The sequence below is a fragment of the Pectobacterium sp. S5 genome (assembly GCF_051707265.1).
Taxonomy (GTDB): domain Bacteria; phylum Pseudomonadota; class Gammaproteobacteria; order Enterobacterales; family Enterobacteriaceae; genus Pectobacterium; species Pectobacterium polare.
On sequence record NZ_JAULSZ010000002.1, the window covers coordinates 272396 to 295882 of the forward strand.

The 23487-nt window shown below is 54.3% G+C and carries 17 protein-coding genes; 9 read left to right on the top strand and 8 right to left on the bottom strand.

The features are described 5' to 3' along the window. Positions 1–131: 131 nt before the first annotated feature. On the top strand, positions 132–851 hold the full coding sequence (gene mpaA, locus QWJ20_RS10790) for a murein tripeptide amidase MpaA (protein WP_014915684.1): 720 nt from the start codon (positions 132–134) through the stop codon (positions 849–851). 79 nt (positions 852–930) lie between these two features. Further along, positions 931–1434, top strand: a complete 504-nt coding sequence (gene tpx / locus QWJ20_RS10795; protein ID WP_014915685.1) for a thiol peroxidase — start codon at positions 931–933, stop codon at positions 1432–1434. Between the two features lie 56 nt (positions 1435–1490). Here tpx and tyrR read toward each other — a convergent pair whose 3' ends face one another. From tyrR to QWJ20_RS10815, 4 genes are all read right to left on the bottom strand, one after another. Next, on the bottom strand, positions 1491–3059 hold the full coding sequence (gene tyrR, locus QWJ20_RS10800; RefSeq protein ID WP_039467693.1) for a transcriptional regulator TyrR: 1569 nt from the start codon (positions 3057–3059) through the stop codon (positions 1491–1493). Positions 3060–3195: 136 nt separating this feature from the next. Then, positions 3196–4740, bottom strand: coding sequence for a M20/M25/M40 family metallo-hydrolase (locus QWJ20_RS10805; protein WP_039501269.1), 1545 nt, complete (start codon positions 4738–4740; stop codon positions 3196–3198). Positions 4741–4899: 159 nt separating this feature from the next. Continuing rightward, complete coding sequence (locus QWJ20_RS10810; RefSeq protein WP_433992535.1) at positions 4900–5943, bottom strand: TIGR01620 family protein; 1044 nt, start codon at positions 5941–5943, stop codon at positions 4900–4902. Further along, positions 5940–7337 (bottom strand): YcjX family protein, encoded by a 1398-nt coding sequence (locus QWJ20_RS10815; RefSeq protein WP_014915688.1) that lies wholly within the window; start codon positions 7335–7337, stop codon positions 5940–5942. Before QWJ20_RS10815 ends, QWJ20_RS10810 begins: the two co-directional genes overlap by 4 nt. Before the next feature lie 354 nt (positions 7338–7691). Between QWJ20_RS10815 and QWJ20_RS10820 the strand changes: the two genes are divergently transcribed. From QWJ20_RS10820 to QWJ20_RS10845, 6 genes are all read left to right on the top strand, one after another. Further along, positions 7692–9434, top strand: coding sequence for a ShlB/FhaC/HecB family hemolysin secretion/activation protein (locus QWJ20_RS10820; RefSeq protein ID WP_433992536.1), 1743 nt, complete (start codon positions 7692–7694; stop codon positions 9432–9434). Positions 9435–9445: 11 nt separating this feature from the next. Then, positions 9446–9961, top strand: coding sequence for a toxin-activating lysine-acyltransferase (locus QWJ20_RS10825; protein WP_010295854.1), 516 nt, complete (start codon positions 9446–9448; stop codon positions 9959–9961). A gap of 27 nt (positions 9962–9988) precedes the next feature. Further along, complete coding sequence (locus QWJ20_RS10830) at positions 9989–17362, top strand: hemagglutinin repeat-containing protein (protein ID WP_433992537.1); 7374 nt, start codon at positions 9989–9991, stop codon at positions 17360–17362. A 3-nt stretch (positions 17363–17365) separates the two neighbouring features. Next, a complete protein-coding gene (locus QWJ20_RS10835) occupies positions 17366–17623 on the top strand; it encodes a hypothetical protein (RefSeq protein WP_039467702.1) in 258 nt (85 codons plus the stop codon). Then, the gene (locus tag QWJ20_RS10840) at positions 17620–18168 is read left to right on the top strand and encodes a hypothetical protein (protein WP_239005568.1); all 549 of its coding nucleotides are present in this window, start codon (positions 17620–17622) and stop codon (positions 18166–18168) included. The genes QWJ20_RS10835 and QWJ20_RS10840 overlap by 4 nt, the downstream gene beginning before the upstream one ends. Before the next feature lie 193 nt (positions 18169–18361). After that, positions 18362–18853: a hypothetical protein gene (locus tag QWJ20_RS10845; protein WP_433992538.1), complete on the top strand. Its 492-nt coding sequence runs from the start codon at positions 18362–18364 to the stop codon at positions 18851–18853. Between the two features lie 295 nt (positions 18854–19148). On the opposite strand, the gene pspC is transcribed toward QWJ20_RS10845, so the two are convergent. The 3 genes from pspC to pspA all read right to left on the bottom strand — a co-directional run bounded on the left by pspC (position 19149) and on the right by pspA (position 20484). Beyond that, positions 19149–19514 carry an envelope stress response membrane protein PspC gene (gene pspC, locus QWJ20_RS10850; protein WP_039496625.1) on the bottom strand — a complete coding sequence of 122 codons (366 nt, stop codon included), beginning with the start codon at positions 19512–19514 and terminating at the stop codon, positions 19149–19151. Then, a complete protein-coding gene (pspB, locus tag QWJ20_RS10855; protein ID WP_010276759.1) occupies positions 19514–19738 on the bottom strand; it encodes an envelope stress response membrane protein PspB in 225 nt (74 codons plus the stop codon). The genes pspC and pspB overlap by 1 nt, the downstream gene beginning before the upstream one ends. Before the next feature lie 80 nt (positions 19739–19818). Beyond that, a complete protein-coding gene (pspA, locus tag QWJ20_RS10860; RefSeq protein ID WP_010276756.1) occupies positions 19819–20484 on the bottom strand; it encodes a phage shock protein PspA in 666 nt (221 codons plus the stop codon). 225 nt (positions 20485–20709) lie between these two features. Here pspA and pspF point away from each other — a divergent pair, with 225 nt between their 5' ends. Next, positions 20710–21699 (top strand): phage shock protein operon transcriptional activator, encoded by a 990-nt coding sequence (gene pspF, locus QWJ20_RS10865; protein ID WP_014915694.1) that lies wholly within the window; start codon positions 20710–20712, stop codon positions 21697–21699. Positions 21700–21770: 71 nt separating this feature from the next. Here pspF and QWJ20_RS10870 read toward each other — a convergent pair whose 3' ends face one another. Then, positions 21771–23300 carry a cellulase family glycosylhydrolase gene (locus QWJ20_RS10870; protein ID WP_433992539.1) on the bottom strand — a complete coding sequence of 510 codons (1530 nt, stop codon included), beginning with the start codon at positions 23298–23300 and terminating at the stop codon, positions 21771–21773. Between the last annotated feature and the right edge of the window lie 187 nt (positions 23301–23487).

A 23487-nucleotide genomic window follows, 5' to 3' on the forward strand; every position in this document is an offset into this window, starting at 1 on the left:
AAGAATATAATAGTCAGAAATCAGCGCTATCATCCAGCGATACCCCCGCAATTTGTCAGCTTGCATCGCCGTTTGCGTCTCCGGGCCGATTTTTTTATGATGAAACGCATAGGTAACCACAGGGCGATAATATGGAAAACCCGATCATTCCTCTTCAGGCACGCCAGCAACGAGGCAATTTACCTTCGCTGGGCGAACCGTATGGGAAATCGCTGCTGGGCGCGCCGCTGCTGTATTTCCCAGCCGAATTAGCCCCTTCAGAGAGCGGACTGATTATTGCCGGAACACACGGCGATGAAACCGCAGCAGTCGTGGCGCTTTCCTGCGCGCTGCGCACCCTCTTTTCAGGCCAGCGCCGCCATCACGTGATTCTTGCGGTGAACCCGGATGGCTGTCAGTTGGGCCTGCGTGCCAATGCTAACGGTGTCGATCTCAATCGCAATTTTCCGGCCAGTAACTGGCAACCGGGGAAGACGGTCTACCGCTGGAATAGCGCCGCAGATGAACGCGATGTCGAACTATCCACGGGCGAAACGGCAGGTTCAGAGCCAGAAACAAAAGCCCTTTGCACGCTGATTGAGAAACTTAATCCTCACTGGGTTGTCTCTTTTCATGAGCCACTCGCGTGTATTGAAGATCCACATCATTCCGAACTCGGTCGCTGGTTGGCGCAGCGGTGCGAATTGCCGTTAGTATCGAGTATCGGTTACGACACGCCTGGCTCTTTCGGAAGTTGGTGCGCCGATCGCTCGCTTCATTGCATTACCGCTGAGCTTCCGCCAATCTCGGCTGATGCTGCCAGCGAATGCTATCTGAAAGCGATGGTGGCGTTGCTAAGCCAGCAATTTTAATCGTAATTTTTATACCAATGTTGCTAATGTTGCCCTAAACTGAGCAGCGTGTTAATCACCTGTAATTAAGGACGCAAACATGTCACAGAACGTACATTTTCAAGGCAATCCTGTGCCAGTAGCAGGGTCATTCCCAGCCAAAGGAAGCAAAGCCCCGGCATTTACTCTGGTGGCTAAAGATCTGTCCGATACCCCGCTGAGCAACTATGCTGGCAAACGCAAAATCCTGAACATTTTCCCAAGCATCGATACTGGTGTTTGTGCCACGTCCGTGCGCAAATTCAACCAACTGGGTTCTGAGCTGGATAATACCGTTGTTCTGTGTATCTCTTCCGATCTGCCGTTCGCGCAGTCCCGTTTTTGCGGCGCAGAAGGTCTGAACAACGTCGTTGTACTGTCTACCCTGCGTGGCGGTGAGTTCAAAGAAAACTATGGCGTTGCTATCGCCGATGGCGCGCTGAAAGGTCTGACTGCTCGTGCGGTTGTTGTACTGGATGAAAACGACAACGTGCTGCACAGCGAACTGGTGAACGAAATCACCACTGAACCAGACTACGACGCAGCACTGGCTGTTCTGAAATAAGCTAAGCTACGCTGAAATTACGTGAAAAACGGCTGCGCAAGCAGCCGTTTTGTTATTTATTCCTCGTCATCCCCTGCCGATTTGCGTTGGCTGAGTCCATATTCCCGCAGTTTGTTGGCTATCGCCGTGTGCGATACGCCTAACCGTTTCGCCAGTTTACGTGTGCTTGGATAAGATTGATAAAGGCGGGTCAGCACGGAACGCTCGAAACGTTTGTTGATGTCGTCCAGCGAGCCATCAAGCAGGGTTTCATCTTGTGGGGCATCAATCGAAAACGCCGGGAGATCGATGTCCTGCATATGCAGTTCGTTGCCTTCCAACTGCGTCAGTGCGCGATAAATGGTATTTCGCAGCTGCCTAACGTTACCCGGCCAGCCGTACTGCGGCAGGAAATGCTCCACATCTGCGGCCAGTTTGGGGCGAGGAATCCCCTGTTCGTCGGCAAAGCGCGCCACGAACAGCTCGGCCAGCGGCATAATATCCGCCGGACGCTCACGCAGCGGCGGTAACGTCAGTGAGAGTACATTGAGACGATAATAAAGATCCTCCCGAAACTCACCGCGCTGCACCAGCTCCAACAGGTTTTTCTTGGTCGCGCAAATCACCCGCACATCGACATGGACTTCATGATCTTCACCGACGCGGCGGAATGTCCCGTCATTCAGGAAACGCAGCAATTTAGTCTGCATCTGTGCCGACATTTCACCGACTTCATCCAGCAGAACCGAACCGCCGTTCGCTTGTTCGAAGAAGCCTTTTTTGCCTTCCTGCGCGTTGAGATACGCGCCGGGCGCATGGCCGAACAGCTCACTCTCCATCACGTCATCTGGTAACGCCGCGCAGTTCAGCGCCAGGAAAGGATTTTTGCCACGCGGCCCGCGCAGGTGGCAGGCACGTGCCAGCATATCCTTACCCGTCCCTGTATCGCCCACAATTAGCAGCGGCGCGTCCAGCATCGCTAATTTGCGCGCCTGCTCAACCACCTGACGCATTTTCGGGCTAACAGCCACGATATGATCGAACTCATTTTCATCATTCACGGCGAGGTTCTGTAACTGGCGACCCATGCGAGCGGCCGATTTCAGCATCACCAGCGCGCCCGCCGTTGCCACTTTACCAGCATCATCTTCCAGACGGACGGGCGTCATTTCCAGCAGGAAATCCTGACCGCGAATAACCACACGCTCCGCCACGACGGCGCTGCTCTTCTCCAGCCAACTGGCGAAATTGAAACCGGGGATCATGCTGCCAATCGTCAAGTCGCTGATGGTCTCTGCCGATTGTTCAAACAGCGCCAGCGCCGCGGGGTTAAACAGCTCCAGCTTCCCTTTCATATCCAGCGAGAATACGGGTTCAGGCATCGATTCCAATAGCGCATTCAACGCCCGATGCTCACGCTCAGACGGCATGAATGCCACGGTACGCACATCGCTGACGCTGTCAATACGGCGGATTTCCGTCATCAGCAGACGGAAATCATCAAAGTCGAGGGTGGCAAAATTGAGGTAGATACGACCAATAGACGCAATTTCAATGCCGCGTAAATCAATATTGCGTGACGCAAGTAGATCTAACAATTCACGGACCATACCAATGCGGTCTTCACAAATCACTTCCAGATGCATCAACGGCTACCTTCTTCAAGAGACACGATATGGCTATTGCTACTGATAATACCCTTTCGTTTGCACCGGATGAAGTAAGGTGGCAGCAAAAGTTGACACATCTGTACGTTTTTTCCACGTCAATGACGAAACGGGGTTAAGACAGCGGCGTCGTCGCCATCGCCACAATGGTTCGAATACCTTCCAGATAGTTACCGAGGCGTAAATTCTCATCAAAACTATGCTGATTATTGTCGGCATTCACCAGAGGAACGATGACGTAAGGCACTTTCAATACGCTGACCGCGCCGCTCATCGGCAGCGTCCCGCCCATCATACGATTCTTCTCCGGTGCGATGCCGCGCGGTGCGGTTGTCGTCGCAACCGCCCAGTGACCCAGCGGGGAATCGATCTCGGTTCTGGCCGCATAGGCGCTGCTCGGATAGGCCGTCAGGCTAAGGGAAATCAGATGCGGATACTGTTCGCGTTCGGCCTGCGTAGGCGCTTCACCGGCAATGATATGAAAGCCTTTGCTGGCGATATACTGGCGTAACAGCGCATACATATCATCCGGCGGCGTCTCCGGCACGGTGCGAATATTCACGCTGGCCGTCGCGGTTGACGGAATGGCGTTCGAAGCCTTTTTGCCCGTGTCGCCCGCTTTAATGCCGAGAATATCCAGCGAAGGATATTGCACCGCCTCTGCCGCATTGCTGGCGACCTTCTCTAACTGAGCAACACCAAAGCGTTTCTCCAGCGAACCCGCGGGCGGTGCAGTTTCCGCTACCTGTTTTTTATCGCTCTCGCTAAGCGTGACGCGGTCATAGTAACCAGGGATCGTGACCTTACCGTCCGCATCTTTCATGCTTGCCAACAGCGTGGCCAAATTTTGCACCGGATTGGGAATGACATTGCCATAACCGCCGCTGTGCGCCGCCGCGTTCGCACCGAAAACCGTCATATCGATCTGGATTGATCCACGATTACCAAAGTTGATGCCAGGACGATTGCTGGACGGCATCGCGCCGTCATAAATCACCATACCGTCACTTTTCAGCAGCGTCAGATTGTCGGCCATGACCTTTGTCAGGCCGGGCGAACCTTTTTCCTCTTCAGAATCCAGCAGCACTTTGATGTTGACCGCAGGCTCAACGCCTTTATCTTTCATGGCGTCCATGGCGGCGAGAAACATCACGATCGGCCCTTTATCATCGGCCGATGCCCGGGCAAAGAGGCGCCATTCCGGATTGATATCCCCTTTCAGAAGACGCGACTCAGGCAGCGTCTGCCATTTACCCGTAGCGTCTTTTTCTTTCAACACGGGCTGCCACGGCGGCGTTTGCCATTCGGCGGGATTCACGGGCTGTCCGTCAAAATGCATGTAGAACAAGATGGTTTTACGATCGGCTTTTGGCGTGCCCAGCTCAGCATAAACCAGCGGCTTATCACCATTTGTCAGTTGTTGCGTGGTGAAGCCACGCTTCTGAAACGCCTTTTCCAACCAGTCGGCATTACGCTGGATATCCGCAGGCACGGCAGCATCATTTGGCAACGTGAGTAGTTCGAGATATTCAGGGAAGCTGTGTTGCGCGTAACGTTCCGCATCGGCGGGTGCCAGTACCAGCTGTGCGCTGGCAGGTAAGCAGAGTATGGCTGCCGACAGCGACAGCGCTGCCAGCGTCAATTTTTTACCGGGAATCATAAAAACGTCCTGTTATACAGAAATGAGGAGTTTTTATCCTACACACGATTTTGTAACAAGGGTACTGTCTACCAAAATAGCACGCGGCTTGTACTGCATTTCATTGTTAAGCCACGATAAAACAACGATGGCACATTGTCTGTACCATCGTCTTCACCCCTAACGCCCTTTTTGCAGCGTTTCTTTCACCTGACCAATCAGTTCGCGGCGGAAATCGCCGAGGCGTGGTTTGTCATCCAGCCACGGCAGCGGGCGGCACAGCTCCATCGCTTTGATACCCAGGCGCGCGGTCAGCAGCCCTGCACCAATGCCCTGTGCAGCGCGAGTTGATAGCCGAGCGGCCAGATCCTGCGACATCCAGTCCATGCCAATTTCCCGCACCAGCTCCGAGGCACCGGCAAACGCGATATTGACCAGCACCAGTCGGAACAGGCGAATGCGGCTGAAATAGCCAAGTTCGATACCGTACAGCGCGGCAATACGGTTAATCAGGCGCAGATTGCGCCAGGCGATAAAGGCCATATCCACCAGCGCCAGCGGGCTGACGGCGATCATCAAGGTGGATTCCGCCGCCGAGCGGCTGATTTCACGCCGCGCCTGAGTATCCAGTACGGGCTGAACCAGACGCGCATAAAGCTCCAGCACTTCGCGGTCGTTGTGGGTTTCATGGAGTGAAGCCTGCCAGCGCTGTATCGCCGGATGACCACTATCCAGCCCCGCCTGACGTGCCAGCTTTTCACAGAATTCGCGCCCGCGCCCCACGCCATGGCTATGTAACAGATCGCGGGCCACGTCGCGCTCTTCCGCCCGTTCCCGCAAGCGGTAGAGGCGTCGCCACTCAACAGCCAGCGAGCCGACGCCCGCCGTCACAATCAGGCTGCCTGCGGTAATGCCGCCCAGCGCGATCCAATCCTGCTGTACCCAGGCGTTATGCAGTGACTGCACGCCCTGTGCCAGCGCGCTAACACCAAACAGCCCGATTCCCGCCATCACCATACGCCGCCACAGGCTGCGCTTAGGACGCAGCGCTGCGCTGATCGCCTCTTCTGCCGCGCCTTCTTCCGGAACTTCTTCTTCGCGGCTGATCGGGGAAAACGGCGTGCCGCTCTGCTCATCAAATGCTAACCCGGCACGCAACTGCGGCTGTGGCTCTTGCGGTGAAACATTATCGAACGTGACGCGGGGTTTCAGTGGCTCGTTCATCGCAATTTATCCTTTAACAGAAAGTCCATGACCGTATCCAACCGGATATGCGGCAACGGCGTGTCTACCGTCATTTCTCGCGGACGAAATTGATCGAAATGGAAGCCCTGCGTTTGCCAGAATGCCGCTCCCGGTAAACGCGCAGGCACTTCACCGGGATAGACCGTCAACGGCTGGCCGTCGCTGAGCCGATGCCCTTTCAGTGCCGGAATTTTCTGTCCCTGATGATCGACCACCCCGCTCTGCGTTGACTGGATCGACGCAATGCCTTCGCAGCGCATGTCGATGCCTTCAAACGCCGCGTTCTGCCACGCTTCCTGCACCAGTTGCTGAAGCAGCGACACCAGATTGGCGTGCTGGTCGGCGGTAATGTGATCCGCTTTACTCGCCGCAAACATCAGTTTGTCGATGCAGGGCGAGAACAAGCGCCGGAACAGCGTGCGCTTCCCGTAATGAAAACTTTGCATCAGTTGGGTGAGCGCCAGCCGCATATCGTTAAACGCATGGATGCCGCTATTGAGTGGTTGCAGGCAATCGACCAGAACAATCTGCCGGTCGAAGCGCACAAAGTGATCCTTATAAAATCCTTTGACGACCGACTGACAGTAATAATCAAAACGCTTGCGCAGCATGCCGATGTTGGTTTTCTCATCCGCCTGCGCCAGCTTAGCTTCACCGATCTGATTCACCTGCGGCCACGGGAAGAATTGCAGCACCGGCGCGCCCGCCAGATCGCCCGGCAATACAAATCGACCCGGTTGAATAAAGTGCAGCCCTTCCTGTTTGCAGCGATGCAGATAGTCGGTGTAAGCCTGCGCCACCTCGGCAAGCTGGTTTTCATCCGCCGGAGCCAGCGGATCGACTTTCTCACACAGCGCCAGCCAGGGTTTCGCCCACTCGGTGCGTCCCCCTTGCAGCAAACCGCCCATCTGCTGCGACCAGCTCAAATAGGTTTGCTCCAGTAGCGGCAGATCCAGCAACCATTCGCCGGGGTAATCGACAATTTCCAGATAGAGCGTCGAGGTGTCTTTGAAATGACGCAGCAACGAATCCTTAGAGCGATAGCGCAGCGCCAGACGAATCTCACTCACGCCGCGCGTCGGCGTTGGCCAAGCCGGCGGCGAGCCATACAGCGCAGCCATGCCTTCATCATAAGCAAAACGCGGTACGCCCAGATCGCGCTGCGGCACACGTTTCACCCCCAGCAAACGCTCTTCGCGCACGGGGGAAAACATCGGCAAATGCGCACCGCTGTGGGTATTCAATAATTGATTGACGAACGCGGTGATAAACGCGGTTTTGCCACTGCGGCTCAACCCAGTGACGGCAATCCGCAGGTGGCGATCTACGCCGCGATTGACCAGAGAGTTAATTTCGTTCTGTAGTCGACTCATCGAATGAACCATCACTCCTTTGGTTGAGAGATATACTGTTGGGAACTCTATGTAGTTGAAAACTGTATGTAGTTGAAAACGATATATCGCTGAGAGATATATCGTATCAATATAATAAAATCAGACAAACGCTTCACGCCAACATAAGTTCAACCGCGCTCACCTATCTCATACCGTATTTTTACCGCCAAAATGTAAAGAAACGATAATTTTAAGACAACTCTGAGCAAGCAATAAGACAACTCTTAGCAAACAAATTGTTAACGTATATAACCTGAAATTGTACCAAGTAACCAATTGTTTCTGGAAACGAATGGTGTCCCAATAACAATTAATAATTCAGGTTAATTAATTATGCTACGGAATGCGTCATTCACTGACGGGTATCAACCTGCGCGTCTCAGCCCGCTTGCGCTATTTATTTTATTGACCACCTCATTAAGCAGCTGGGCGGCAGATAATAATCTGACGCCTCTTGCCGCACCGAACCGGGTGGATGAACAGCTAAATATCAACCAGCAGGATCGCCAGCGTGCGATGCAGCAGCAATTAGCGCCGCAAACGCCTGATGTGCGTTTGCAGCCCCCTTCCTCATTCTTTACTAAGTTGCAATTCCCGCAGGAGCAACAGTGCTTTACGCTGTATCACATCATACTGACCGGCAAAGACGATTTCCCCTCCTGGCTGCGTATCCCGCTGCAACAGCTGGCCGATCAGGGTAAAGGTCAGTGCCTGGGCGCTCAGGGTGTCAACCTGCTGATGAGCGCACTGCAAAACCGTTTGATCGACCATGGCTACGTCACCGCACGCGTAATGGCGCCGCCGCAAAACCTGAAAACTGGCACCCTGCATATCACCCTGATTCCGGGAAAAACGCGCCAGATCAAACTGACCAAAGAGAGCGATCGCTACGTGAGCCTCTGGAGCGCCCTGCCTGCGCGTGAAGGCGAACTGCTGGATTTGCGTGACATTGAGCAGGGACTGGAAAACCTGCAGCGCGTGCCCACCGTACAGGCAGAGATGGCGATTGTGCCGGGCGAACAGCCCGGCGAAAGCGACATTGACGTCACCTGGAAACAGGAAAAAATGTGGCGTCTCGGCGCGACACTCGATGATTCAGGCACCGAAACCACCGGTCGTTATCAGGGCGGCCTGACGCTGTATATCGATAATCCCTTCGCACTCAGCGACCTGTTCTACATTTCCGGCAACCATGACCTTGAATCCGGCAGCGAAAAAGGCAGCAAGAACTACATGCTGCACTATTCCGTACCGTTCGGTTACTGGATGGCGGGCGTCACCGCCAGCGGCTACGACTACAACCAGAATGTCGCGGGCGCGTATGAAGACTACAACTACAGCGGCAACAGCAAAAACCTTAACTTCCAGCTGAGCCGCGTGCTGCACCGCAGCGGCAGTCAGAAAACTTCAATGAGCTATGAAATTCTGACGCGCGAATCGCAGAACTTCGTCAACGATACCGAAGTGGATGTGCAGCGGCGTAAAACCAGCGCCTGGCGTCTGGGTCTGCAACATCGCCACTACTTCGGTGCCACCACCCTTGATGCCGCAGTGAGCTACCAGCGCGGCACCCGCTGGTTCGGCGCTATTCCGGCGCAGGAAGAGTATTTCGATGAAGGCACCGCGCTGGCGAAAATTATCCAACTCAATGCACAACTCGATATGCCGTTTACGCTGGGCAATCAGACCTTCCGCTACAACGTGCAGTATCTGCGCCAGATCAACCATACCAAACTGACGCCACAGGATCAGCTGTCGATTGGTAACCGCTGGACCGTGCGCGGCTTTGATGGTGAACGCACCCTGACGGCCGACAACGGCTGGTTCGTGCGCAACGATCTGGCCTGGCGCACCCCGCTACCTAACCAGGAACTGTATCTCGGCGCTGACTACGGCGAAGTAGACGGCACGCGTGATTACCTCGCTGGAAAACATCTGGCGGGTGGCGTGCTTGGTCTACGCGGTAACGCCTTTAACACCGGCTACGACCTGTTTGTCGGTGTGCCGTTCTCCAAACCGGAAGGTTTCCACACCAGCCCGGTTACCCTCGGTTTCAACCTTAGCTGGCAGTACTAAGGAGGCGCGTGATGAAGATTCCTGTTAATGGCTATCAGTTAACCGCCCCGCTGCTCGGCGGTCAGTTCAGCGAAGCGGAAGCGCTTGGCGCGGCAGTCTGGCTGTGGATGCATTCGGAACAGCACCGCGATATTCCGCTCAGTGTGCTGCCGACGCTGCTGCTGCCCGCCATCAAACATCAGCAGTTTGTTATTGCCAGCCGCGATGACAAACCCATGTTTTTCCTCAGTTGGGCGTGGATGGACGAAGAAGCGGAACAGCGCTACCTCACCGGCCCCGGCATCCTGGTACAGCCGCAGGACTGGACCAGCGGCAACCGCCTGTGGTTCCGCGACTGGGTCGCGCCCTTCGGCGATCAGCAGGCATTTCGTCGCATCGTCGGCGGCACGCTGTTTCCCCACTTATGTGGCCGTGCGCTGTACCACAAAGGGGCGGAACGCGGACAACGGGTACTTCAATTCCGTGGCGATGACGTCACCCAACAACAATTCAGACTCTGGCAGCAGAACACGCCGCTGGTTGCTTAACATCACTTTTAGCAGGGATAACTTTTCGTGAATAAGAACCTCTATCGCATCATTTTCAACAAGGCTCGCGGCCTGTTAATGGTGGTTTCCGAAATCAACCGCGGCCAGGGTAAAAGCGGTGCCAACGGCGTCGGCCATACGCTGAGCCAGCTGATTGGCCGCATGAAGCCTACCGCCTTCCTGACCATGACCGCACTCGGTCTGGTCACGCTCGCGCCACAGGCGCTGGCGGCCGGAATTGTCGCCGACAAGAGCGCCCCGGGCGGCCAGCAGCCGAATGTGATGCAGAGCGCCAACGGCACGCCGCAGGTCAATATCCAGACGCCGAGCGCCGGTGGCGTTTCGCATAACAAATACACCCAGTTTGACGTCGATAACAAAGGCGCGATTCTTAATAACTCGCACAAACAGGTGCAGACTCAGATGGGCGGCTGGGTGGCGGGTAACCCATGGCTGGCGAAAGGCGAAGCCAAAATTATTCTTAACGAGGTCAACTCGCGCGACCCGAGCAAGCTGAATGGTTATGTCGAAGTGGCAGGCCGTAAGGCGCAGGTGGTCATCGCCAACCCGGCGGGCATCAGCTGCGACGGCTGTGGCTTTATTAACGCCAACCGCGCCACGCTGACCACCGGCACACCGCAGATGGCCAATGGTGAACTGCGCGGTTACCGCGTGGGCAAGGGTGAAATCGTGGTGGAAGGCGCTGGCATGGACAGCAGCCGTCAGGATTACACCGACCTGATTGCCCGCACCGTGAAGGTCAATGCCGGTATCTGGGCGAAAGATGTGGCCGTCACCACCGGTAAAAACGAGGTGGCCACCGATAACAGCACGGCCACAGCCAGCAGCGCGACGGATAGCGACAGCAGCGACGTCAAACCGACGCTGGCGATCGACGTCGCCCAATTGGGCGGCATGTATGCCGGTAAAATCCGCCTGGTGGCGACCGAGCAAGGGGTCGGCGTCAGCAACAAAGGGACGCTTGGCAGTCAGGCGGGTGACATCACCATTAACGCCAATGGCGATATCGTCAACAGCGGTACGGTCAATGCCGGTCAGGATCTGCTGCTGGGCGGTAAAAAAGTTGACAACAGCGGCACCCTGTTTGCCCAGCGCGATCAGAGCACGACCGCCAGCGACGAGGTGACGAATGCCGGCCTTATCGCCGCCAAAGGCAATACCCATGTGCGCGGTGCCAGCATCCGCAACAGCAAAGGCGCGGCCATTGCCGCCGGGATGAAAACCGATGGCACCCTAGCCGACAGCGGCAATCTGACACTCGCCAGCGACGGTAAACTGACCAGTAAAGGTCAGGCGTTGGCCGGTGGCGATCTGAACGCCAGCGCCAGCCAGATTGATCTCAGCGGCAGCGATACCGCCGCGCATCACACCACGCTGACCAGCAGCAGCGATATCATCACCGACGACGCACAACTGCTGGCGAGCGGCAATTTGAAACTCTCCGCCGCCGGTAAACTCAGCAACGATCGCGGCGTGATTAACGCCAATGCGCTGCAGGTCAGCACCCCGGTTATCAGTAACCGCGGTGGCCAGTTACTGCAGAGCGGCGACAGCAATCTGCAACTCAGCAGCGACAGCATTGATAACCAGAATGGCCGCATCGCCGCCAATGCCAAAAAATTCAGCGTACAGAGCGCCAGCCTGAATAACCAGGGCGGCACCATTATGGCGGCCGGTTCCGGCTCGCTGAATGTTGCGGCCAGCAGTGAACTGAATAACCAGAACGGTACGCTGGCCGCCGCCAGCGATCTGGCGATCGCCACGCCGGTGCTGAACAACAATCTGGGGCAGATCTCCGCCAATAAACAGCTGACGCTCGATCAGCAAAACAGCAGCGCCCTCGCCCGCACCGCAGCCACCAGCAGCGATCTGCGTATCAGCAATGAAGGTGGCCGTCTGGTGGCAGGTCAGCAGTTGATCTTCCGCGGTCGCGAGATTAATGGCAGTGGTGAAATTCTGTCGCTTGGCGATATGGATCTCAGCTTCACCGACGGCTTCAGCAACACCGGCAAAACGCTGGCAAATGGCGATCTGACGCTGAACGTCAATAACAGCCTGATCAACACGGCGCTGCTTGGCGCAGGCGGTAAGCTGAATGTGCAGGCCAGCAACATCGACAACCAGACCACTGGCGAACTAAGTTCCCAACAGACCACGCTGAACGCCAGCGATACGCTGAGCAACCGCGGCCTTATCGACGGCGTGTTGACCCGCATCAACGCCAGCACCGTGAATAATATCGGCACCGGCCGTATTTATGGCGACGGCCTGGTGATCGGCGCAGCGACGCTGAATAATCTGGCGGAAAATAACAGCAGCGCCACCATCGCGGCGCGTCAGCGTCTGGATCTGGGCATCGGTACGCTGAATAACCGCGACCACTCCCTGATCTACAGCAATGGTGATATAGCCATCGGCGGCGCGCTGGGTGCGGACGCGCTGGCGACCGGCAAGGCAGACGAAATTAACAACCACAGTTCGACTATCGAATCTGTGGGCAATATGGCGCTGAGCTTCACCACGCTGAACAATATCAATGACAACTTCGCCACCAGTATGGTGCAGTTGTCCCAACGGCAGAAAGATGAGTACATGGTGGTGGACTTGAATAATGGCGTCCACTACAGCCCTGACGACTACAACATCAGCTTCTACAAAAATGAAGTGCGCCATATCTGTATCGAAGGCGTGGTGTGTGGTCGCGACCATTACTATCAGTACAGCTATACCGAGACCATCAGCGAAGAGCAGATCGCCCAGAGCGACCCGGCGAAAATCATCGCGGGCGGTCAGATTTCGCTCTCCGGCGATAAGCTGCTGAACGACAAGAGCCAGATTATTGCCGGTGGCACCCTGCTGACGGCAGTGAAGGAACTGGTGAATACCGAAGTCACTGGCCAGAAACTGACGGAGAAAGTCGGTCAGGTCATCGAATGGGATCGTATCCATAAAAAAGGCAAAGACAGCCAGAAAGCACGCGCTTCGGCCTATACACCGCCAACGGAAATTCAGTCCATCAGCCTCAGCCCGACCGTGATGAAGGAGAATACCCAGGCGACCAGCAGCGCACCAGCGCTGGCTGAGTATGCCGCGCAGCGCGTGGACGTGGCCGGACAGAACACTGATGTCATTCGTTCGATGACACCGGATGCTTCCCTGCCAACCGGCAGCCTGTTCACCTCCCTGCCGGATGCCACCAGCAACTATCTGATCGAAACCGATCCGCGCTTCACCAATCAGAGAATCTGGCTGAGCTCCGACTATATGCTGCGCCAGTTACAGACCGACCCGTCGATCACGCAAAAACGCCTCGGCGATGGTTTCTATGAGCAACGTCTGGTACGCGAGCAGATCGTTGAGCTGGTCGGCCAGCGCTATCTCGCCGACTACACCAGCGATGAAGAGCAGTATAAGGGCCTGATGGAAGCGGGCGTCAGCTTCGCGAAGCAATTCAATCTGGTGCCGGGCGTGGCGCTCACCGCCGAACAGATGAAGCAGATCACTCAGGATATGGTGTGGCTGGTGGCGCAGGATGTGAAGATGCCGGATGGCACCACCCAGAACGTGCTGGTACCTCAGGTGTATGCACAGGTGCAGCAAGGCGATATGGACGGCAGCGGTGCGCTGCTGGCCGGTAAGAACGTCAGCATTGGCGTCAGCGGCGGCATGCTGAACAGCGGACGCATCAGCGCCACACAGCTGGTCAGCGTTTCCGGCGACGATATCGTTAACGTCGGCGGCATCATTGCGGGTAAATCCGTGTCGCTGCAGGCGACCAACGATCTCACTAACACCGGCGGTACAATACGTGCCACCGATACCCTGCTGGCGCAAGCCGGACGCGATATCACCGTTGCCAGCGAGACCAACCACGCGGAAAGTCAGAACGGTAGTAACCGCTTCAGCCGCGACAATATCGACCGCGTGGCAGGCATGTATGTGCAGGGTGACGATGGCAAACTGCTGCTGCAGGCAGGCCGTGATGTCAATCTGCAGGCCGCACAGGTGGTCAGCTCCGGTGAAAACAGCCAGACACAGATCGCTGCTAACCGCGATATCACTATGACCACCGTCACCACCGACAGCCGCGACAAAGTCGTGTGGGATAAAGATAACCACGTCACGCAGACGCTGACTCAGGTACAAGGCAGTGAAGTCACCAGCGACGGCAATATCTCGCTGAATGCCGGCAATAATATTAACGCCCAGGCGGCGAAGCTGAATGCCGATCGGCAGCTTGCGCTGACCGCCACCAATGATATCAACCTCGGCAGCGCCAGCAGCCAGGAATATCTGGATATGAATTCGAAGGTGAAAGGTTCCGGCTTCCTGTCGAAACGCACCACGACCACCCGCGCCGGCTACGATGCCACGCTGGCGAACGGCAGCAGTCTGGGCGGGGAAAATATCTCCATCAGCGCGGGTAACAATCTGAATATCACCAGTAGCGATGTGGCGGCTGATCGGGATCTGGCACTGCGTACCGGTAACGACCTCAACGTCACGGCGGCAGAAGAGAGCCGCGACAGCTGGTCGATGAAAAAAACCACCAAATCGGGCCTGATGAGCAGCGGCGGCATTGGCTTCTTTGTCGGTTCGATCAAAGAGAGTTCGACCTCCGATACTGCGGCGCTGACCCACAACAACAGCACGCTGGGCAGCGTCAATGGCGATACCAGTCTGGTGGCGGGCAATAATATCGCCGTGCAGGGCTCCGATGTGATCGCCGGTAACGACATCAATATGGTGGCGAACAATATCACCATTGATGCCGCGAATAATCAGAGCACCACCGACACCACCTATGAGCGTAAACAGACGGGTCTGACGCTGGCGCTGTCCGGCGCGGTAGGCAGCGCGATTAATGCCGCTTACACCAGCGCGAAAGCCGCCGATGAGCAGCAGGATGGCCGTATGGCGTCACTGCAAAAGCTGAAATCCGGTCTGGCAGGCGTACAGGCCGCTCAGGCAGCGGTACTGGCTTCGCAGAATACCGCCGATCAGAATGCCATTGGCGTCAGCCTGTCGCTGAGTACCTCAAAGTCGAAGAGCGAGAGCCATAGCGAAGCGGTTAACGCTTCCGGCAGTACCGTGCAGGCGGGCAACAATATCAACCTGGTGGCGACCGGTTCAGAAAATGGCGCAGATGGCGATCTGACCATCGGCGGCAGCCAGTTGAAAGCAGGCAACGATGTGCTGCTGTCGGCGAACCGCGATATCAACCTGCTGTCGGCGCAGAATACCCAACTGCAGACCGGCAAGAACAGCAGCAGCGGCGGCGGCGTGGGCATCAGCATCGGCGCAGGCCAGGGCGGCGCGGGGATCAGTGTGTTTGCTAACGCCAGTAAAGGTTCCGGCAACGAAAATGGCGATGGCCTGACCCACACCGAAACCACTGTCGATGCAGGGAATAAGCTGACGGTTAACAGCGGACGCGACACTACCCTGCGCGGCGCACAGCTGAGCGCCGATCAGGTGGTAGCGAATGTCGGGCGTGATCTGACGCTGCAGAGCGAACAGGACGTCAATAACTATGATTCGAAGCAGAAGAACAGTTCGGCAGGCGCCAGCTTTACCTTTGGCAGCATGACCGGCAGCGTCAGTGCCAGCGTGGCGAAAGATAAGATCCACAGCACCTACAACAGCGTGCAGGAGCAGACCGGTATCTTTGCCGGTGACGGCGGTTTCGATATCACCGTCGGCAACCACACGCAGCTGGATGGCGCAGTGATTGGCAGCACCGCCAGCGAAGATAAAAACCGTCTCGATACCGGCACACTGGGCTTCAGCAATATCGACAATAGCGCAGAGTTTGAAGTATCGCACAGCAGCGTCGGTATCAGCACTGGCGGTCTGGGCGCGCAGGATCTGCTGAAAAATGCCGTACAGAATCTGGCTGCCAATGGTCTGGGAGCAGGTGGCAGCGATGGGAATGCCTCCGGCACCACCTATTCCGCCGTTTCGCCGGGATCGCTGATTATCCGTGACCAGGCGAACCAGCAGCAGGATGTCAGCGAGCTGAGCCGCGATGTTGAGCATGCGAATCAAAGTATTAGCCCAATCTTTGATAAGGCGAAGGAACAGCAGCGTCTGAGCCAGTTGCGGTTGATTAGCGATATCGCTAATCAGGCCGTCGATATTACTCTCAAGCAGGGTGAAATTATGGCTAACAATGCCGGCATTGAAGAAGCTGGTAAGTGGGATGGTAAAGAAAAGCGTGATGTTTACTGGAATCGTGTCAAAAATACAGACGCTTATAAAAACGTGAGTGACCAGTATAAGGCTGGAGGTGATCTTGACCGCGGAGTTCGCGCTGCTGCTGCTGCAATTACTGCTCTGGCTGGTGGCGACCCAGCGAAAGCACTGGCCGCCGGAGCTGCGCCTTATATGGCTGGAGTAGTAAAAGGCATGACAGTAGGCTTTGATGAAGACCCGACGGCCGGTCAAATTGCAGCAAATGCTATTGGGCATGCTGTATTAGGTGGTGTTGTGGCTGAATTGTCGGGAACAAATGCTGCTGCAGGCGCCATCGGCGCGGCGAGTGGAGAACTCGCTGCACGTGCTATTCGTGAATATTTATACCCTGGTGTTAAAACGGAAGATCTCAAACCGGAACAGCGTACTAAGATTAGCAATCTGGCATCGCTGGCAGGGGCTCTTGCTGGCGGACTCAGCACGGATACTTCTGCTGGCGCTGTCACTGCGCATGATTCCAGTAAAAATGCAGTGGACAACAATGATCTGTTAAGCCCTGGCATGATGTCTTGGGGCTCTGGTGCGGTGTCACTTGCCAAATATGAGATTGAGCATGGCAAAACGCCTGAGCAGGTCAGTGAATCATTACGCATCTACAACAGAGGCACCCTTTCCGAGAATCAGGATCCGGTAAGAGGATTACTGCAAGCCTGGGGCTTCTTTATGGTTAATGCCCTGACACTCGGTGGAGGGAGTACAGTGACGGGTGGAGCAATCACCGTCAATGGACTCATCGGTGGCGCAGCCAATATCAATAACCAGGTAATCACCATGAAACCGGGTGAAAGCATAAGTTACACTGATGCTTTAATTGCTACAGGCGTCAGCGCCGTCACCACAGGGAAGAGTTTCCTGGCAACCCAGGTTTGGGGGATGAGCGGAGCCTATGTTGGCAGTAAAATTAAGGGTGACCAAGACTCTACCGGCGCGGTTACCGGCGCTGGGATCGGTAACGTTGCCGGTGCCACTACGTCGACCATTATCAGTGGTGCAGCGGGTACGAAATTGCCGAAACCTGCAGCGGACATGCTGGGGAGTACTTTTGGAGCCGCTGTTTCTGAAGGTACAGGGACGGTAATCCAGAAAGCGATTGATAAGAAGCCGCAGGATCAACAAGGAAAATAAGCAGTGAGTACAAAAAAACCTGGTTTTAGTACGCTTTTCTATCTGATGGCAGGCTGCTTCCTGGCGCTCTCCTGCACGGTGGCACTCGTCTATTTTGGGGTATGGCTCTACTACCAGTTTATCCTGCAAATGCCATCAGGTATGTATTGGCAACCTTTACTGACTAAGGCTCTGCGAATTGGCATCGCTTCAGGGCCAGTCATTGGCCTGGGTGTCTGGATACATATGCGCATGGAATACAGTAAAGGAGATAAACGGTGAAACGGTTGCTGCGTTCTGCGAACGCAGCGGTCATTCTGACCGCTGCGGGCTGTGCCTTTATTCCAGACCATACTTTTTTCGTCCCCCCACCTCAAAGTGCTCATGCCCCATGGCTGAGGATTGTCGATAACACTGAGCAAACCAGCCTTTATCAAATGCTCAATGGTGAAAGCAAAGGTGGACTGATACGCTCCAGTGAGTGGGTATTACAGAATACAGTGGATCGGGGGATGCCAAAAGTTGCCGGAGAGAAATACAATATTGACTACTACGAAACGCAACTCATTGCAGGTGCAGAAACCGAAGTAGTCAATGTTTACGTTGAAGGTAAGCATACCTGCCTTGTGGATACTTATTTCACGCCCGAAGAAGGGAAGCTTTATCAGTTCCAGTTGGAAACCGATACATTGCGGTTCCGCTGTCGCGTTCATGCCAGTGAAATCGTGAAAGACAGTAATGGTATGTGGCAGTTGAAGCCATTAAATACGGTACGTTACACAGCCAAGGCAGGCAGTGGCTGGCATCCGATGCACAGTGGCATGTAATTTTTAAATATCAAAGCATAGTTGTACTGGATAAAAACTGGGTGCCTGAATTTGGCACCGTTTTCACCTGGTTTGCGATGGATAAACACGGCAGAATCGCCGTTATGGTAAATAACTGCTTTGGCAATTTACCTGATGCCATTCTTGCAATCGCTGATACTGAATCATTACTCGATCAACTAAATGATTACTTATGGGAAGAATCACAGATGAACTGCGTGACAGCCCTGTTCTGATGAAGTTTGTTTATCTCCTTTCAACCGAGCTTAAATCTAACCCTGAGTATGTCATGCAGGTGCAACGATTAACGCTGGATCAATCGAAACCGTTTATGGGACTCAAAGGGACACATGGTCTTTTTGGTTCCAAAGAGTGGTGGGAAAATATCACTCAGGGAAAAATGCGTTTACTGCACAAGTCTGGCACGATCACAAGAACCTATGTGGCGGGACAAGATCCCTCTCCGGTAGATAACTGTTTCAGTTTGCTGCTGGATGATGGTTCTGTCATTGAAGAAAGCATTTATAGCCATATTGATGATGAAGATAAAAAGCTGTTCCGCCCGGGAGCCAGGGTGGATATCGTTTATGCACTTGATGAACTGAAGAGAACATCAGCCAATGGCGATAAATGTTATTCTAATATCGTGCTGGAAATAGCGATTTCTTTACAACCCATTAAATGATAACGAAATACGCTAATTAAAATAATGACGCCTTTATAATATTGCACTCCCCACCTCTGGTGGGGAGCTTTTAGTCTTAAAATCTGAGCGCAGCGTTACTGTAAAATACCCATTACTTTTCAAACCCATTAGGAATGAAACAAGTGAAAAAGTTACTGCGAAATAATCTGGCAATGATAGCACTCCTCTCTTCAGGCTGTTCTATTATGCCAAACAACTCTTTTTTCATTCCGCCCCATGAAACCAATAACTCTCTGTGGGTACGTATCGTAGATAATACCGAACAGACGAGTATCTACAGGTGACGAAAGCGGTTCTGAACGCCAAACGTATCCGAGGTGACATAGCGTTCAATGCTGCGCAGGCGCTGTTCGCTGGCCTGCAAGGTCGCATCCGCCTCATTCAGCAGTTGGCTGGGTGTGCGAGCCGTCTTTTCATCCTCAAATCCCATTCCCGATGGAGCCGGATCGAGCATAAAGGTCAGAATGATGTAAGCCACCATGGTGAAAAAGAACAGGCCGAAAAACATCGACAGCACCACGATTATCCGCAGGAGCTTCACCGGCACGTCAAAATAACGCGCTAAACCAGCACAAACCCCTTTCAGCATGCCTTCTTCCGGTATGCGATATAACGTTTTACCTGACCACGTATTTTTCATTACGATTTTCTCCAGTCCGGGTGTTCTGCATCCAGAATGTCTTCCAGCGCCCTGATACGCTCACGCATACGGTTGGACTCTTCCGTTAAACGTGTCAGACGTTGCATATCGTTTTGTCCCAGTTGAGCACTGTTTTTACGCTGACTGTAATGTAGCCAAAGCCATATCGGTGCCACAAACAACATGAAAATGGTCAGCGGAATGGCAAGAAACAACGCACTCATTGTGTCTCCTTAGTTATTATTCACACGCCGGTGGCTGCCGTTTTCTAACGACAGCCCATCCGATGGCGTTTACGCGTTTATTACTCTGCTGGCTTAACTTTAGCCTTAAGTGCTGCCAACTGCGCGCTGATTTCATCGTCCGCTTTCAGTTCGGCAAACTGCTGATCCAGCGATTTTTGTTTCCCCAATCCGTGGCTTTCAGCTTCCGCTTCCATCGTATCGATACGGCGTTCGAACTGATCGAAACGCGCCATCGCTTCATCCAGCTTACCGCTGTCCAACTGGCGGCGCACATCACGCGACGATGCCGCAGCCTGGTGGCGCAGCGTCAACGCCTGCTGGCGAGCACGAGTTTCACTCAATTTGTTTTCCAGCTCACCAATTTCACGCTTCATGCGCTCCAGCGTTTCATCCACGCTTTCGGCTTCATGCTGCAACACCGCGATCAGGTCGGTCAGCTTCTGCTTTTCAATCAGCGCCGCACGGGCCAGATCGTCTTTATCTTTACGCAGCGCCAGCTCGGCTTTTTCCTGCCACTGATCTTGCTGACCGTGCGCTTGTTCAATACGACGGGCAATCTGTTTCTTTTCTGCCAACGCCCGCGCCGAGGTTGAACGCACTTCAACCAGCGTATCTTCCATTTCCTGAATCATCAGCCGCACCAATTTCTGCGGATCTTCAGCTTTATCCAGCAGTGAATTGATGTTGGCGTTCACGATGTCGGCAAAACGAGAAAAAATACCCATAATTACATCCTCTTCATGATTTCCAGCGTCTGATTACGCCTGATTTATCACCGTGACCAGCCGAGCCAGTCGCGATCTCCCTCTAGATATATCAATAAGCATGCCAACTTTTAATTCAGTTTAACTATCTGAAAATTAAAGAATAGATAATTTTGACTATTTCCCCTTTTCCGCTAGATTAGTCAAATAGACTAATAGTTAGTAAAAATAACACGGTGAAACATCATGCTTCAGGAAAAAGAGAACCTGCTGGGCGAAGCCAACAGCTTTCTGGAGGTTCTGGAACAGGTGTCGCAGCTGGCACAGTTAAATAAGCCCGTGCTGGTGATTGGCGAACGCGGTACCGGTAAAGAGCTGATCGCCAGCCGTCTACATTACCTTTCCCCGCGTTGGCAAGGGCCGTTCGTTTCCCTCAACTGTGCGGCGCTCAACGAGAATCTGCTCGACTCCGAGCTATTTGGTCATGAAGCCGGCGCTTTTACCGGCGCGCAGAAGCGCCATCTGGGTCGCTTCGAACGCGCCGACGGCGGAACGCTGTTTTTGGATGAATTAGCCACCGCACCGATGCTAGTGCAGGAAAAATTACTGCGGGTGATCGAATACGGCATGCTGGAGCGCGTCGGCGGCAGAGATCAGCTACAGGTTGATGTGCGACTAGTGTGTGCGACCAATGACGATCTGCCTGCGCTTGCCGCCAGCGGTAAATTCCGTGCGGACCTGCTCGACCGTCTGGCCTTTGACGTTGTGCAGCTCCCACCGCTGCGTGAACGTCAGCAGGACATCATGCTGCTGGCAGATAATTTTGCGATTCAGATGTGCCGCGAATTGCATCTACCGCTGTTTCCCGGTTTTACGCCTGCCGCGCGCGAAACGCTGCTGAATTACGACTGGCCGGGCAATATTCGTGAGCTGAAAAACGTGGTTGAACGTTCAGTGTACCGTCACGGCGACAGCGAACAGCCTCTTGATGCCATCATTCTGAATCCTTTCCGCCGAACTCCCGCCGTTCAGGAAACGCCACCGCGTGCGGCAACCGGCCAGCCGGATTTACCGCTGGAGATGAAACCGTGGCTATTAGAACAGGAGAAAAGCTTAATTGATCGGGCATTGAATCAGGCAAAGTTTAACCAGCGTAAAGCCGCTGAGCTGCTGGGATTAACCTATCACCAACTGCGTGGATTGCTGAAGAAACACGACATTGCGGTGAATGAGTAAGACGAGGGAAAGAAAATGCGGGCGAATTAACGCCCGCAGAGTAAATGAATTAATGGGTTAACAACACGCGATTACGGCTCCACGCCCCATACCAACGTGCCTTTATCGTGCACGGTGATCTTATCCCAGTTGGTGTAGCTCGTGACGTTAGCACCGTATGAATAGTCATTCGTTTCATTCACGTTGCTCCAGTCACCCGCGTGGATACGCACCTGCACTTCACCGGTTTCCGCGCCCGGCTGAAGGGAACCGGCTCCGCTGCTGAAGGTCACCAGAACGTAGCGGTTGGCTTTGTCGGTGCTGGCGGCTGGGGTTCCTGTGCTGGTCACGATGTTGTGAGGGCCAACGTTCGCCCAGTCAACAAAGAGGTTCGCACCCGGTTTGCCATCATCATGGAAGTAGTAGCGCACTTGCAGATCGCTCAGTTTGATCGGCGTACTTCCGGTATTTTTGATGTTGACGGCCATACGAATCGCATCATCGGAAGGGTTGTTATCCACATTACGATATTGCAGCACGACGTCTCCCGTGGTTCCGCTACCTGGATTGGTCGGTTCCGTTGGCGGAGTCGGCGTATCGCCACCGTTATCGCCATTGCTCAGATCCGCACCCGCGCGAATCTGCTCTCTGACAAATTTACCTGACGTCGACAGATTCTGCTCTGTCCAACCACCTGATTTGCTCGCTCCCGGTGCAAGCGCAGCGGATGCCTCGGCTTTGTCGGTAAGCGACCAGTTCACCCAGCTTACGCCGCGGTTATTCAGAAAATCGATCCAGGTCTGCGATTCAGGCAGGAACGGTCCGCCGTTACCGGACGCATCGCTGGTGCCCCACTCGCTGACGAAAATCGCCGCGCCACGGCTTTGTGCATAATCAATGCGGTCGCGCAGGAATTGTCCGTGCGTACCGGCATAGAAATGCAGCGCGTACATCGTATTCGGATCGGGCAGCTGATTATCTGCCGCGTCGTGGATATCCTGACTCCAGGTGCCCGTACCGACGATAATGAGGTTATCGGGATCTTTGCTACGGATAGTGTCAGTCACTTCCAGCGCATAAGGCCGAATCTGCCCGTTCCATGTCACGCCACCGTTTGGCTCGTTGGCGATTTCATAAATCACGTTCGGCGAGCTGCCATACAGCCCAGCCATTTCGGCAAAGAAGGTTTTTGCCTGTGCTTTATAAATATTAGGATCGTTATCCGACAAGATATGCCAGTCGATGATGATGTAAACGCCGAGGCTTTGCGCCGCTGCAACGGCCTCTTTTACCTTATTGGCGAGAGAGGGATTGGAAATATAGCCATCCGCCGCCGTGTACATGGCGACGCGAAATACGTTAATGCCCCAGTCATCACGCAGCCACTTCATCGAATCTTTGTTGACATAGTCGCCAAACCACTGCAAACCGTGTGAGCTCATCCCACGCAGTTGCACCCTTTTCCCCTTTTCGTCCACCAGTCGTCCGTTTTCGATGGACAGCTGACCATGCGTTTCTACCGGCGTGGCCGATAATGCTGAAAAGCTGAGCGACATCCCCAGCACCGTTGTTACCACTCCTAACGTCAATTTCCTGACGATTTGATTCCTTCTCATCCACATATTCCTTATCTCCATTGTGAACACCCATGATCTTGGGCACAGGCATGATAAGGGAGATTTTTGTTCCCGCCAACAATTTAGGAAACATCCTAACCATATTGATTTTATTAATTATTTATAGAGAAATAGAAAGCAAGGTAAGTATCTGGCGAGGTCATTTTTCAGGCAAAAAAAAGCCAGCACGTTG